The sequence below is a fragment of the Streptomyces sp. NBC_01723 genome (genome assembly GCF_036246005.1).
Lineage (GTDB): Bacteria > Actinomycetota > Actinomycetes > Streptomycetales > Streptomycetaceae > Streptomyces.
Genome location: NZ_CP109171.1, coordinates 6270335 through 6284137, shown reverse-complemented (window position 1 = coordinate 6284137; position 13803 = coordinate 6270335). Strand labels below are relative to the sequence as shown.

Genomic DNA, 13803 nt, shown 5'->3' with positions numbered 1-13803 from the left:
GCGCCTTGTGGCGGCAGGCTGTTGTTCTGCCTGATGGTGTTGTTGAGCCAGCTGGCCTCCGGGACCGGGGTGTGGCCGTAGACCACGGCCGCGCGGCCCCGGTAGTCCTCGGCCCACGGGTAGCGCACCGGCAGCCCGAACTCGTCGGTCTCGCCGGTGGTCTCGCCGTACAGGGCGTGCGAGCGGACCCGGCCGGAGGTGCGGCCGTGGTACTTCTCCGGCAGACCGGCGTGGCAGACCACGAGCCGGCCGCCGTCGAGGACGTAGTGGCTGACCAGGCCGTCGATGAACTCCCGTACCTCGGCGCGGAACTCCTCGCTCTCGCCGTCCATCTGCTCGACGGTCTCGGCGAGTCCGTGGGTGTGCTGGACCTTCCGGCCCTTGAGGTGGCGGCCGTACTTGTTCTCGTGGTTGCCGGGGACGCACAGCGCGTTGCCCGACTTCACCATGGACATCACGCGGCGCAGGACGCCGGGGCTGTCCGGGCCGCGGTCGACCAGGTCGCCGACGAAGACGGCGGTGCGGCCCTCGGGGTGGACGCCGTCGGCGTAGCCCAGCTTGCCGAGCAGGGCCTCCAGTTCGGCGGCGCAGCCGTGGATGTCGCCGACGATGTCGAAGGGGCCGGTGAGGTGGGTGAGGTCGTTGAACCGCTTCTCGGTGACGACGGTGGCGTGCTCGGCCTCCGCCGCGCCGCGCAGGACGTGCACCTTGCGGAAGCCCTCGCGCTCCAGGTGGCGCAGGGAGCGGCGGAGTTCGCGGGTGTGGCGCTGGACGACCCGGCGGGGCATGTCGGCGCGGTCGGTGCGAGTGGCGTTGCGCTCGACGCACACCTGCTCGGGGACGTCGAGGACGATCGCGATGGGCAGCACGTCGTGCCGCTTGGCCAGGTCGATCAGCTGACGGCGGGCGTCCTGCTGCACGTTGGTGGCGTCGACGACGGTGCGGCGGCCGGCCGCGAGCCGCTTGCCGGCGATGTAGTGCAGGACGTCGAAGGCGTCCCCGCTGGCGCTCTGGTCGTTCTCGTCGTCGGCGACCAGGCCGCGGCAGAAGTCGGAGGAGATGACCTCGGTGGGCTTGAAGTGGCGCCGGGCGAAGGTGGACTTGCCGGAGCCGGAGGCACCGATCAGCACGACGAGGGAGAGGTCGGTGACGGGGAGGTTCCGGGTCCTCGCGGTGGTGTCGGTGGTCCCGGGGGTGTCCATGGTGGTCATGCGGCCTTCGCCTCCTTCGCGGTCGGGGTCCTGGTGCTGAAGACTGCCATCTGGGTGGGCGGTCCCACCTCGGGGTCGTGGGGACCGACGGGGCGGAACCCGACGTCGTATCCGTGCCGTTCGGCGACCGTCTCCGCCCAGGTCCGGAACTCCTCTCGGGTCCACTCGAAGCGGTGGTCGCGGTGGCGGACGTGGCCGGCCGGGAGGGTCTCCCAGCGCACGTTGTACTCGACGTTCGGCGTGGTGACGACGACGGTACGGGGGCGGGCCGCGCCGAAGACCGCGTACTCCAGGGCGGGCAGCCTCGGCAGGTCGAGGTGTTCGATCACCTCGCTGAGCACGGCGGCGTCGTAGCCCCCCAGCCTCTTGTCGGTGTAGGCGAGGGAGCCCTGGAGGAGGTTCACGCGCGCGGCCTGCCGCTCACCCATGCGGTCCAGCTTGAGCCGCCGGGAGGCGATGGTGAGCGCGCGCACCGACACGTCCACGCCGGTGATCTCGGTGAACCGCGGCTCCTTGAGCAGTTCGCGCACCAGGTGGCCCTCGCCGCAGCCGAGGTCGAGGACGCGGGCGGCGGCGTGGTCGCGGAGCGCGGTGAGGATGGCCTCGCGGCGGTGCACGGCGAGCGGGGTCGGCCGGTCCTCCTGCTCGGTCTCGGCCGCGACGGCGTTGTCGATCTCCTCGACCTCGCTGTCGTCGGTCTCCGCCAGCCGGAGCAGTTCCAGTCGCTCCATCGCCTCGCGCGTCAGCGACCAGCGGCGGGACAGGTAGCGGCTGGTGATCAGCTTCTGCTCGGGGTGGCCCGGCAGCCAGCCCTCGCCGGCCCGCAGCAGCTTGTCGACCTCGTCCGGCGAGACCCAGTAGTGCTTGGCGTCGTCGAGTACCGGCAGCAGGACGTACAGGTGGCGCAGGGCGTCGGAGAGGGTGCGGGTGCCGGACTCCAGGGCCAGGCGGACGTAGCGCGACTCGCCCCACTCGGGGAAGTCGGTGTCCAGCGGCACGGCCTCGACGGTGACGGCCCAGCCGAGGGGCTCGAAGAGGCGGCGGACGAGGCCGGGTCCGCCGCGGGCGGGCAGCGCCGGGATCTCGACGCGCAGCGGCAGCGGCTCGGCGGCGCGCTCGGGGCGGGCCTTGCACACGCCGCGCATCGCGCTGGAGAAGACGTTGCTCAGAGCGACGGCGAGCAGGGAGGAGGCCGCGTAGGGGCGGTCGTTGACGTACTGCGCGAGGGCCGCGTCGGGGGCGCCGCCCCGGCCCTTGCCCTTGCCGCGCCTGACCAGCGCCACCGTGTCGACCTCCAGCAGCAGCGCCGCCGTGCAGCGCTGCTCCTCCGCCTCCGGGTAGAACACGTGGGCCGTGCCGAAGGAGGTGGAGAACGCCTGCGCGTTGTCGGGATGCTTGTGCAGCAGGAATCCGAGGTCGGTCGCGGGGTGTCCGGGGGTGCCGGTGGTGGTGATGGTCAGGAACATGCTGAGGGCCTCTCCGGCCGGTGGATGCTTACGAGGCGCCGTACGCGCGGGAGCCCCCAGGGTGAGTGATCCCGGGGGCTCCGGCAGGACGACGGTCACACCATCGCACAGGGCCGGTGAGCGGCGCCTTCGGTTATCGGACGGGTGTCAGGGCGTCAGGACAGCTGTGCCTGGACCTGGGAGGAGATCAGCTCAAGGTGGTCCAGGTCGTCGAGGTCGAGGATCTGGAGGTAGATCCGCCGGGCGCCGACGGCGGCGTACCGGCCGATCTTGTCGACGACCTCGGCCGGGGACCCGGCGAGGCCGTTGGCCTTCAGCTCGTCGACCTCGCGGCCGATCGCGGCGGCGCGGCGGGCGACCTCGGCGTCGTCCTTGCCGACGCAGGCGACCAGCGCGTTGGAGTAGGTGAGGGCGTCGGCCCCGCGGCCGGCCTCCTCGGCGGCGGCCCGCACCCGGCCGAACTGCCGCTCGGTGTCCTCGACGGAGGCGAACGGCATGTTGAACTCGTCGGCGTACCGGCCGGCCAGGCGCGGGGTGCGGGTGGCCCCGTGTCCGCCGATGAGCACGGGCACCTTCGGCTGCGCGGGCTTGGGCAGCGCGGGCGAGTCGGTGAGGTCGTAGAACTTGCCGTGGAAGTCGAAGGTCTTGCCGGTCTCGGTGGCCCACAGACCGGTGACGATGGCCAGTTGCTCCTCCAGGCGGCCGAGCTTCTCCTTCGGGAAGGGGATGCCGTACGCCTTGTGCTCCTCCTCGAACCAGCCGGCGCCCAGGCCCAGCTCGACCCGGCCGCCCGACATCTGGTCCACCTGCGCGACCTGGATGGCGAGGACACCGGGGAGCCGGAAGGTGCCGGCGGTCATGAGGGTGCCGAGGCGGATGCGCTTGGTCTCCCGGGCCAGGCCCGCCAGGGTGATCCAGGCGTCGGTGGGGCCGGGCAGGCCGTCCGAGGAGCCCATGCGGAGATAGTGGTCCGAGCGGAAGAAGGCGTCGAAACCGAGGTCCTCGGTGGCCTTGGCCACGGCGAGCAAGGTGTCGTAGGTGGCCCCCTGCTGGGGCTCGGTGAAGATACGGAGATCCATGCGTTCCATCCTGCCTGTTCGGCGCGGGTGCGCCGGACAGGCTCTCCCGGGGCTGGGGCCTGTCCGGCGGATCAGGTCGCAGGAAGGCGACGGCACCTGATCAGCGCAGGTGAGCGGGGTCTGGTGCGTGCGGCTGCAAGGCGGAGGAGGGCGGCAACGCGATGGGGCCCCCGCGCGAGCGAAGCCGAGCGTGGAGGAGTTGGCAACCGACGACAACGCCGCAGATGTGCGTGCCAGACCCCGCGTCTGCGGCGTGATCCGCCGGAAAGGCCCTAACCGGCCTCCCGCTCCGGTAACCCGGCGTCGCGGTCGGTGAGTTTGCGCAGCATCTCCAGGACCCGGTCGCGTGATTCGTCCGCCGCGTCGATCGCCTCCACGCACTGCCAGTAGGTGGCCTCGTCGCCGGCGGCGCAGGCGATGCCCACCAGGGCTATGCCGGTCTCGCCGAGCAGGGTGCCCAGGCGCATCAGGGCCTGGCGGGCGTCGCCCAGCTCGGTGAGCTGGGCGGCGCGCAGTTCGCCCGGGGCCAGGTCCGGGGTGTGCAGGACTCCGCAGCCGCGGCCTGCCAGTTCGGTCAGGCCGATGGCCTCGCCGCGCAGTTCCGGTGGGCCGTGGACGGCCAGCCGGCTGCCGATCGCCTGGGCGAGGGCCTGCACCTGCCACACCTCGGTCAGGACGTCCGGCACCTCTCCGCCGGCGGCCAGGGCACGCCCACTGGTCACGATGAGCCGCACAGCGTCCATGCGCTGCCCCCGTCTGTTTCCGACGCGCGCGCGGCGCGTCCGCCCGAACTCCGTCACTCACTACCCAGAGTGAAGGTGTGTGGGGCGAAAAGCCAGAGGAAGGCGGAAATCTTCGGACAACATCTCGATAACTGGCCGAATTTTGACTGCGGAGAGTGATAACGGAGTGGTCGGCTCCTCCGAACTCGGCCGTCCTGCCGCTCAGTCGTCCCGCGGGTCCGGCAGGGGGAACCGCGACTCGTTCCGCTCGATCTTCGCCTCCAGCGCGGCCAGCGGATCGACGCCCAGCACCTCGCAGAACTGGAGCAGGTAGGCCAGGACGTCGGCGACCTCGTCCCGGACGCGGTGCGCGGTGTCCGGGTCGGCCATGACGGCGGCCGACTGCTCGGGCGTCAGCCACTGGAAGATCTCGACGAGTTCGCCGGCCTCCACGCTGAGCGCCGCGACGAGGTTCTTGGGCGTGTGGTATGGCTGCCAGTGCCGGGCGGCGGCGAACTCGGCGAGCCTGCGCTGGAGTACGGCGAGGTCCTGGGGGTGATCGGTCACGGGTCCAGGTGTACCACCGTGACGCCGTCCGCCCCCGCCGCCCACGAGGCGTCGGCGACCGCTCCGACGAGGCGGATGTGGCCGCGGTCGCACATCCGCGCCGCCAGCCGCAGGAGTTCGGCGCGCTGGCGCACGTCCAGGCCGCGGTCGAAGCCGTCGGCGAGGACGGTGAGCGTCTGCAGGGCGGCGGGGACCTCGCCGGCCGGATCGACCTCCAGCACCCCGGGTCCGGTGAACAGCACCAGCGCGAGGGCGAGGTAGCGCAGTTCGCCGTAGCCGAGCCGGGCCAGGCCGGTGCGCACCCCGTCGCCCCGGTCCAGCAGGGCGCGGACCACGCCGCCGACGGCAGGTTCGGCCAGTACGTCCGCGACGGGGCCCGCGCAGCCGGTGCGGACCGCCGCGACGAACTGCGCGTGCCGCCGGACGCATTCGGTGCGGGTGCGCCACAGCACGTCGGCGAGGTTGTCGCAGCCGCCCAGCAGGCGGCCGGAGCCGGTCGGTACGGGCTCCCGCATCCGGCCGGGCCGGGGGTCGCAGGCGAAGACGGAGCGCAGCGCGACCACCATCTGCTCGGCGGCCGCCAGCACCCTGCGCTGTCCGTCCGTCTTGCCGGCCACCCGCAGCGGCAGCAGCGGGGTGCCGAGCCGGTCGTCGGGCAGGGGCGCGCGGGTCACCGGCGCCGAACCGGCCGTGTGCCAGGCGGCCTGCACGGCACGCCGGCCGGGGTCGCGCAGGGCCGTCTCCAGCAGCACGACGCCGTCCGCCGACAGCCGCTCCCCCACGACGCGCAGTTCGGGCTCAGCCTGCACGGCGACGTCCAGGTGGACCGGGCCCTCGGCGCCGTCGGCCGTGCAGCCGATGCGGAAGCCCCGGCGCCGCTGGCCGTCGGGCCGGGCCCGTTCGGGCACGCAGGCGACGGGGTCGGGGAACACGGCGCCGAGTTCCGCGCCGCCGCCGAGCCGGGCCAGGGCGTCGTAGGCCCTGAGCGCGGTGGTCTTGCCGCAGCCGCTGGGCCCGGCGAGCAGGGTGAGCGGCCCGAGCCGCAGCACCGCGCGCCGGTGCCCCGCGAAGGCGGAAAGCCGCAGCTCCGTGACGCGGGGGCGGCCGGGGAGCGGTGCGACGGACGCCGCCGACGCGGATGACGCTGCCATATGCGGACCGTAGGGCTCCGTCGCACGGCGAACCGTTTTGCCCCCGGTGCGTTCCTACGATCGGGGGACGGCGCCGTCAGGACGGGACGGCACCGTCACACCCCGGGGACCCCGACGGCGTCCTCCATCAGTCCGTTGACCTCGGTCCCCGCCGGGCTCAGCAGGAAGACGTTGCGGTCGACCCGGTGCATCCCGCTGGCCAGTCCGAAGACGACGCCGGTGCTGAAGTCGAGGACCCGCTTGGCGACATCGCCCTCGGCGCCGGTCAGGTCCAGCAGGACGGGGATGCCCGCCATCAGCGTCTCCGCGACCTCGCGCGCGTCCGCGAACACGTTGACCCGCAGCACCACGAAGCGGCGGCGCCGCTCGGTCGCCGCCTCGGGCATCGCCCGGTGACCGACCGCCGAGGGCCAGGCGTCGCGTCCGCGCAAAGGAACGACCTGGGCGAGCCCCTCCCACTGCTCATCGGTGACGTCGTGGCTGTTCACCGGCTCCCCCGCATTCCACTCGCCGTTATTGCCTGCACCAGCCAATTCTTACGTCAAGTCACCCGTTCGGCCCAACTGCGACACGGTCCGCGGGGCTCATACCCGGGACGTGGCGTCCTGACGGCCGGCCAGGGCCCAGATGACGAACACGTCGATCGCCATCATGATCACCGACCAGACGGGCGCGTACGGCAGGAACAGGAACTGGGCGATCAGGCTCAGCGAGGCGATGACGATGCCCGCGACCCGCGCCCAGGCCATGTCCTTCAACAGGCCGTACCCGGTGACGAGGACGAGGGCGCCGAGGACGACGTGGACGATGCCCCAGCCGGTGAGGCTCATCTCGTAGACGTACGTGCCGATGCGGGCGTACACGTCGTCCTCGGCGATGGCCGCGATGCCCTGGAGGACGGCGAGGGCTCCGTTCAGCGTCAGCAGGACGCCCGCGAAGACGACGCCGCCTGCCGCCCAGCCGCCGGGCCGGTCGGCCGAGCGCCGGGACCAGGTGCCGTCGCCTTGGGACGGGCGTCCGGGAGTGGGTTCGGCGTGCTGGCTCATGTGCGCGGTCCTTTCTGCGTGTCCCCCGTACGGGCCTCGGCCCGCCGGCACCGGCACGGCGCCGCCGGGTCGTTCCGAGCCTGCGGGGCGCCGGGCCCCCCGGCCACGCGGGTCCGCCGTACAGGTGAACGGTGCCCCGACGTGCGCATGCGGCCGTGCGCCCCCTCGCGTTAACTGAGCCGCACCCGCGGGAGCGGACGAAGGAGGGCACGTGACGAGTCGGCCGGCACCGGCGAAGGCCGCCCCGGGCCGGGCCGAGCAGTCGCTGCGACAGATGCTGCTGAGCCCCGGCTACCGGCGGCTGTTGCTGCTGTGCGTGCTGCTGGGCGTGCCGATCGCGCTGGCCTGCTTCTTCTTCGTGGCTCTCCAGCACCAGTTGCAGCACTGGGTGTGGACCTCGCTGCCCGAGGCGGCCGGTTACGACACCCCGCCCTGGTGGTGGCCGCTGCCCGCACTGGTGCTGGCCGGGCTGATCCTCGCGCCGATCGTGACCCGGATGCCGGGCGCCGGCGGGCATCTGCCGGTGAACGGGCTGGGCGGGCCGCCCGTCGGACCCAAGGCGCTGCCGGGCGCGGTCCTGGCCGCGCTGGCGACGCTGCCGCTCGGTGTGGTGCTGGGTCCCGAGGCCCCGCTCATGGCGGTCGGCAGCGGACTCGCGCTGCTGGCGGTGCGGCGGGCGGGGGCGGGCGGCGACCAGCGGGCCGGGGCGATCCTCGCGACGGCCGGCTCCACCGCCGCCATCTCCACCATCCTCGGCGGTCCGGTGGCCGCGGCCGTCCTGCTCATCGAGGGCGCGGGGCTGGCCGGGGCGCAGATGGTGGTCCTGCTGCTGCCCTGTCTGCTGGCCAGCGCCACCGGCTCTCTGGTCTTCACCGGCTTCGGGCAGTGGACCGGCCTGAAGATCGGCGCGCTCGCCCTGCCCGACCTGCCACCGGCCGCCAACCCGGACGCTGGTGACTTCCTTTGGGGCATCCCGACGGCCGCGCTGATCGCCGTACTGATCACGCTGGCCCGGGAGCTGGGGCACCGCACCGTCTCGTGGACGCGCCGGCACACGGCCGTGCGCACGGTCGCCTGCGCCGCCGCGGTCGGGGTGTGCGTCGCCGCGTACGCGCTGATCACCGGCCGTTCCCCGGCCGAGGCGGCGCTCTCCGGGCAGGCCGCGCTCGCCCAGCTCGCCGCCCACCCGCACGCCTGGTCAGTGGGCGCGCTGATCGCCCTGGTCGCGTGCAAGGGGCTGGCGTGGGGCATCGCCCTGGGCAGCCTGCGCGGCGGTCCGATCTTCCCGTCGCTGCTGTTGGGCACGGCGACGGCCATGGCCTGTTCCGGGCTGCCCGGCTTCGGTGTGACCCCGGCGCTCGCCCTCGGCATCTCCGCCGCGGCGGCCGCCGTGACGGGGCTGCCGCTGTCCAGCGCGGTCCTCGCGGTGCTGCTGACGGGTGGGGACGCGTCCGACCAGATGCCGCTGATCGTCATCGCGTCGGTGGTCTCCTTCGTCGTCTCCCAGGTGGTGCGCCGGACGGAACCGGAGGCGGCCCACGCCCCGGCGACGGGAACGACCGGGTGACGGAGCGCCGCGCCGTGCGGACCCGTTCCACCTGGCGCACCGCCCGGCCCTGGGCCGTACGCGGTTGCGTCGCGGTGGCCGTGGTCGTGGCCTACTTCCTGCTGCCCCTCGACCGTCTGGGGCCGCACCGGCCCGTGCTGAGCTGGGTGCTGTGCGCCCTGCTGCTGGCCGTCGTGGCGGCGCTGCCGCTCCGGCGGATCCACCACGTCCTCGTGGACCGCCCCGAGACCGGGCCCGGCGTGGTCATCACGATGCGCCTACAGCTTCGTCTTCCTCACCGCCGCCGCGACCGCGCTCAGCACGCGGGCGCGCGCCATGGTGGTGCGGCGCACGGACGGGGACCGGACCGGCTGGCGGGGGACGTTTCCGCAGCCCAGGACGGGTGGTCCGGGTACCCGCCGACCGGGGCCCGCTTGTCACCACCCCCGTGGGAGCACTACTGTCGCCACGCCTTGGTGAACGGGAAATCCGGTGTGATGCCGGTGCGGCCCTCGCCACTGTGAATCGGGAAGTCCGGCTCCGGCCCCTCGTGGGCAGCCACTGGGTCCTCGTGACCCGGGAAGGCGTTGCCCGGACTGCGGTACCCGTCAGCCAGGAGACCGGCCAAGGCGCGTCGTCCATCCACGAGGTGCTGGAGAGGGTCTGCTGAGCCATGCACATAGCCGAGGGCTTTCTGCCACCGGCGCACGCGATCGCCTGGGGTGTCGCGTCCGCGCCGTTCGTCGTCCACGGAGTCCGGTCACTCACCCGTGAGGTCAGGGAGCACCCGGAGAGCACGCTGCTCCTCGGCGCCTCCGGTGCCTTCACGTTCGTCCTGTCGGCCCTGAAACTGCCCTCGGTCACCGGGAGCTGCTCCCATCCGACCGGCACCGGTCTGGGCGCCATCCTCTTCCGGCCGCCGATCATGGCGGTACTGGGCACCATCACCCTGCTCTTCCAAGCGCTGCTGCTCGCCCACGGCGGGCTGACCACGCTCGGCGCCAACGTCTTCTCGATGGCGATCGTCGGCCCCTGGGCGGGGTACGGCATCTACCGGCTGCTGCGCCGCTACGACGTGCCGCTGATGGTCGCCGTGTTCTTCGGCGCGTTCGTCGCCGACCTGTCCACCTACTGCGTGACCAGCGTGCAGCTGGCGCTGGCCTTCCCGGACCCGAGCAGCGGATTCCTCGGCGCACTGGGCAAGTTCGGGTCCATCTTCGCCGTCACGCAGATCCCGCTCGCGGTCAGCGAGGGCCTGCTCACGGTGATCGTGATGCGGCTGCTGGTGCAGTCCAGCAAGGGCGAACTGACCCGGCTGGGCGTGCTGCTCACCCGGTCGGGCAGGAACACGTCCGACGAGCAGGAGGCGGTGGCCCGATGACCCGCAACGTGAAGATCAACGCCCTGCTGCTGCTCGCCGTGGCCGCGCTCGCGGTGCTGCCGCTGGTGCTGGGGCTCGGCGACCACAAGGAGGAGCCGTTCGCCGGCGCGGACGCGGAGGCGGAGACGGCGATCACCGAGATCGAGCCGGACTACGAGCCGTGGTTCTCGCCGCTGTACGAACCGCCGTCCGGGGAGATCGAGTCGGCGCTGTTCGCGGTGCAGGCCGCCCTCGGCGCGGGCGTGCTGGCGTACTACTTCGGTGTGCGCCGGGGCCGGCGGCAGGGCGAGGAGCGGGCGGCGGCGGCACTGCGGGACACTCCCGAAGGGGACTGAGTGCTGCCGATCGACGCGGCGGCCCACAGCAGCCGGTGGCGCCGCCGCCATCCCGTGGACAAGGCCGTGCTCGGTCTTGGCCTGACCGTGCTCGCGATCTCGCTGCCGCCCTGGCCGGGCGCGGCGCTGGTGCTGGTGACGGCGCTGGCGGTGCTGCTCGGCCCGGCAGGTGTGCCCGGGCGGCGGCTGTGGCGGGCGTACCGGGTGCCGTTGGGCTTCTGTGTGACGGGCGCGCTGCCGCTGCTGGTCCAGGTCGGGGGCGCGGACGGGTTCCTGACGGTGGCGCAGGACGGGCCGGTGCGCGCCGGTGAGCTGCTGCTGCGGACCTCGGCGGCCTCGCTCGGGGTGCTGCTGTTCGCGTTCACCACGCCGATGTCGGACCTGCTGCCCCGGCTGGTGCGGGCGGGGGTGCCCGCGCCGGTCGTGGACGTGGCGCTCGTGACGTACCGGATGAGTTTCCTGCTGCTGGACTCAGTGCGCCGCATCCGGGAGGCTCAGGCGGCGCGGCTCGGGCACACCACCCGCGCCGCGACCTGGCGTTCGCTGGGCGGGCTCGGCGCCACGGCGTTCGTGCGCGCCTTCGACCGGGCGGCGCGGCTCCAGTCCGGGCTGGCGGGCCGCGGCTACGACGGCACCCTGCGGGTCCTGGTGCCCGAGGCCCGCGTCTCGGTGGCCTTCACGGCGGCGAGCGGCGCGCTGCTGGCGGCACTGGCCGCCCTCACCCTCGTACTGGAAGGGCCGTTGTCGTGAGTGGGACGAGCGAGGCCACGCCGGAGACACTGGTCGCCCTGCGGGGCGCGGCCTTCGCCTACGAGGAGGGCCCGGACGTGCTGGCCGGGCTGGACTTCTCGGTGCGCGAGGGGCGGGCGCTGGCGCTCCTCGGCCGCAACGGCAGCGGCAAGACCACGCTGATGCGGCTGCTGAGCGGCGGACTCCGGCCGCGTGCGGGGACGTTGACGCTCGGCGGGGAGCCGGTGGCGTATGACCGCAAGGGGCTGACCCGGCTGCGGACCACGGTGCAGTTGGTGGTGCAGGATCCGGACGACCAGCTCTTCGCGGCCTCGGTGGGGCAGGACGTGTCCTTCGGTCCGTTGAACCTGGGCCTGCCGGACGCGGAGGTCCGGTCCCGGGTCGACGAGGCGCTCGCCGCGCTGGACATCGGGGCGCTGGCCGACCGGCCGACCCATCTGCTGTCGTACGGGCAGCGCAAGCGGACGGCGATCGCGGGGGCGGTCGCGATGCGGCCCCGGGTGCTGATCCTGGACGAGCCGACCGCGGGGCTCGATCCGGACGGTCAGGAGCGGCTGCTCGCCACGCTGGACCGGCTCCGCGCGGGCGGCACCACGGTGGTGATGGCCACTCATGACGTCGACCTCGCCCTGCGCTGGTCGGACGATGCCGCGCTGCTCACCCCGGACGGTGTGCGCACCGGTCCGACGGCCGCGACGCTGGCCCGCACGGATCTGCTGCGGCAGGCGGGGCTGCGGTTGCCGTGGGGCGTCGCGGCGGCCGGACTGCTGCGGGCGCGGGGCCTGTTGCCGGAGTCGGCGGCCGGACCGCGCACCGCGGAGGAGCTGGCCGCCCTGGCCGACTGACGCGTGCGCCGGCCGGGGCGGCCCGGGTTCACCGCGCGGAGTCGCTGTGCTCCGGTTCGGGGTTGGCCGCCGTCGGCTCGCCCTCGGGGCGTTCCTCGGCGCCGCCGCGGCGGCGGCCCGGCAGGACGGCCAGGACGATCAGGGTGCCGACGGCCATGATGATGCCGCCGACGAGGCTGGTGGTCGAGACGCCGTGGGCGAAGGCCCGGTCCACGGCGTCGGTGAGGGCCTGCGCCTGCTCGGGCCCGGCGGCCGGGTCGGTGGCGAGCCGCTGGGCGACGGCGAGTCCGCCGCCCACGGAGTCCTGGGCGGTGTCCAGCGCGGCGGCCGGGAGGCGGTCGCCGACCAGGCTGCCGAGTTCGTCGCGGTAGGCGGTGCCGAGGAGGGAGCCGAGGACGGCGATGCCCAGCGAGCCGCCGAGTTCGAGCGCGGTGTCGTTGGCGCCGCCGCCGACGCCCAGTTCGTCCTCCGGGAAGGTGCCCATGATGGTGTCGGTGGCCGGGGAGACGCTGAGGCCGATCGCGAGGCCGAGGAGCAGCATCGGGGCGAGGAAGTCGGCGTAGGTGGAGCCCTGGTCGATCAGGACCAGCAGGAAGACGCCGACCGTGCCGATCGCCATGCCGGAGCCGACCATGGCCTTCACGCCCAGCTTCGGGGTGAGCCGCCCGGTCACCGCGGCGCCGACGAACACGGCGCCGGCCAGCGGCAGCAGCCGTACGCCCGTCTCCAGCGCGCCGTAGCCGAGCACGAACTGGAGGAACTGCGTTGCGTAGTAGATGGCGCCGTAGGTGCCGAAGAAGAAGAACAGCACGGCCAGCATCGAGCCGCTGAAGGGCCGCAGCAGGAACCGGCGCACGTCCAGCATGGGGTGCGGGTGGCGCAGCTCCCAGGCGACGAAGGCCACCAGGCCGACGCCCGCCACGACGGCGGCGGTGACCGGGCCGGCGCCCCAGCCGAAGTGCGGGCCCTCGATGGTCGCGTAGACCAGGGAGCCGACGGAGACGATGGAGAGCAGACCGCCCACGTAGTCGATCCGGCCCATGCCGGCCGCCTTGGACGGCGGTACGAGGAGCAGCGCGCCGACGACCGCGAGGACCGCGATGGGGACGTTGACCAGGAAGGTCGAACCCCAGGCGTGGTCCTCCAGGAGCCAGCCGGCGACCAGCGGGCCGACCGCGATGGCGAGTCCGGAGGTGGCGGTCCAGGCGGTGATGGCGCGGGCCCGCTCGCCCTTGGGGAAGACCGCGACCAGCAGCGACAGGGTGGCCGGCATGACGACGGCGGCACCCACGCCCATGACCGCGCGGGCCGCGATGACCAGCCCCGTCTCCTCGACCAGGCTGCCCATCACCGAGCCGCCCGCGAAGATCACCAGTCCGGTGATCAGGGCGCCGCGGCGGCTGTACTTGTCGCCGATCGCGCCGAGCACCAGCATCAGCGCGGCGTACGGGACGGTGTAGCCGTCGATGACCCACTGCAGGTCGCTGCTGCTCAGGCCCAGGTCGGCGGTCATGTCCGGCGCGGCCACGATCAGGGACGTGTTGGCCATCACGACGATCAGCAGGCTCAGACACAGCACGAGGAGGGCCCACCAGCGCCGTGGGTAGGGCCCGTTCATCTTCTCGACGGGGGTGGTGGCCAGTAGGGGCATGGAGGTCTCCGGGAAAACGCGGGCGAGTTAATTGCCCATCGATGTGCAGACAA

Annotated in this window: 13 protein-coding genes, 1 pseudogene and 1 riboswitch; of the genes and pseudogenes, 5 read left to right on the top strand and 9 right to left on the bottom strand. The window is 73.4% G+C overall.

Going from position 1 to position 13803, the window contains the following annotated elements; translation table 11 throughout:
- Positions 1–32 precede the first annotated feature (32 nt).
- The 8 genes and pseudogenes from OIE75_RS29225 to OIE75_RS29190 form a co-directional block, all read right to left on the bottom strand.
- A pseudogene (locus OIE75_RS29225) lies at positions 33–1211 on the bottom strand (AAA family ATPase); the annotation flags it as partial.
- Positions 1208–2677: a 3' terminal RNA ribose 2'-O-methyltransferase Hen1 gene (locus OIE75_RS29220; protein WP_329472633.1), complete on the bottom strand. Its 1470-nt coding sequence runs from the start codon at positions 2675–2677 to the stop codon at positions 1208–1210. The gene OIE75_RS29220 and the pseudogene OIE75_RS29225, both read right to left, overlap by 4 nt.
- 155 nt (positions 2678–2832) lie before the next feature.
- Positions 2833–3756, bottom strand: coding sequence for an LLM class F420-dependent oxidoreductase (locus tag OIE75_RS29215; RefSeq protein WP_307015576.1), 924 nt, complete (start codon positions 3754–3756; stop codon positions 2833–2835).
- Positions 3757–4028: 272 nt separating this feature from the next.
- On the bottom strand, positions 4029–4499 hold the full coding sequence (locus OIE75_RS29210) for a DUF6099 family protein (RefSeq protein WP_307015575.1): 471 nt from the start codon (positions 4497–4499) through the stop codon (positions 4029–4031).
- Between the two features lie 201 nt (positions 4500–4700).
- Positions 4701–5045, bottom strand: a complete 345-nt coding sequence (locus tag OIE75_RS29205; RefSeq protein WP_307015574.1) for a nucleotide pyrophosphohydrolase — start codon at positions 5043–5045, stop codon at positions 4701–4703.
- Positions 5042–6196, bottom strand: coding sequence for an ATP-binding protein (locus tag OIE75_RS29200; RefSeq protein WP_307015573.1), 1155 nt, complete (start codon positions 6194–6196; stop codon positions 5042–5044). Before OIE75_RS29200 ends, OIE75_RS29205 begins: the two co-directional genes overlap by 4 nt.
- A 95-nt stretch (positions 6197–6291) precedes the next feature.
- Positions 6292–6684 (bottom strand): cell division protein SepF, encoded by a 393-nt coding sequence (locus tag OIE75_RS29195; protein WP_122618406.1) that lies wholly within the window; start codon positions 6682–6684, stop codon positions 6292–6294.
- A 96-nt stretch (positions 6685–6780) separates the two neighbouring features.
- Positions 6781–7242, bottom strand: coding sequence for a DUF7144 family membrane protein (locus OIE75_RS29190; protein WP_329472632.1), 462 nt, complete (start codon positions 7240–7242; stop codon positions 6781–6783).
- 274 nt (positions 7243–7516) lie between these two features.
- On the opposite strand from OIE75_RS29190, the gene OIE75_RS29185 reads away from it, so the two are divergent.
- From OIE75_RS29185 to OIE75_RS29165, 5 genes are all read left to right on the top strand, one after another.
- Positions 7517–8809 (top strand): chloride channel protein, encoded by a 1293-nt coding sequence (locus OIE75_RS29185; protein WP_307018177.1) that lies wholly within the window; start codon positions 7517–7519, stop codon positions 8807–8809.
- Between the two features lie 436 nt (positions 8810–9245).
- Positions 9246–9431, top strand: a riboswitch (cobalamin riboswitch).
- 30 nt (positions 9432–9461) lie between these two features.
- Positions 9462–10169: an energy-coupling factor ABC transporter permease gene (locus OIE75_RS29180; RefSeq protein ID WP_307015571.1), complete on the top strand. Its 708-nt coding sequence runs from the start codon at positions 9462–9464 to the stop codon at positions 10167–10169.
- Positions 10166–10504: an energy-coupling factor ABC transporter substrate-binding protein gene (locus OIE75_RS29175; RefSeq protein ID WP_329472631.1), complete on the top strand. Its 339-nt coding sequence runs from the start codon at positions 10166–10168 to the stop codon at positions 10502–10504. Before OIE75_RS29180 ends, OIE75_RS29175 begins: the two co-directional genes overlap by 4 nt.
- On the top strand, positions 10505–11254 hold the full coding sequence (cbiQ, locus tag OIE75_RS29170) for a cobalt ECF transporter T component CbiQ (RefSeq protein ID WP_307015570.1): 750 nt from the start codon (positions 10505–10507) through the stop codon (positions 11252–11254). It abuts the gene before it with no gap.
- The gene (locus OIE75_RS29165) at positions 11251–12099 is read left to right on the top strand and encodes an ATP-binding cassette domain-containing protein (protein ID WP_307015569.1); all 849 of its coding nucleotides are present in this window, start codon (positions 11251–11253) and stop codon (positions 12097–12099) included. Before cbiQ ends, OIE75_RS29165 begins: the two co-directional genes overlap by 4 nt.
- A gap of 28 nt (positions 12100–12127) precedes the next feature.
- On the opposite strand, the gene OIE75_RS29160 is transcribed toward OIE75_RS29165, so the two are convergent.
- On the bottom strand, positions 12128–13750 hold the full coding sequence (locus tag OIE75_RS29160) for an MFS transporter (RefSeq protein ID WP_329472629.1): 1623 nt from the start codon (positions 13748–13750) through the stop codon (positions 12128–12130).
- Positions 13751–13803: the final 53 nt, after the last annotated feature.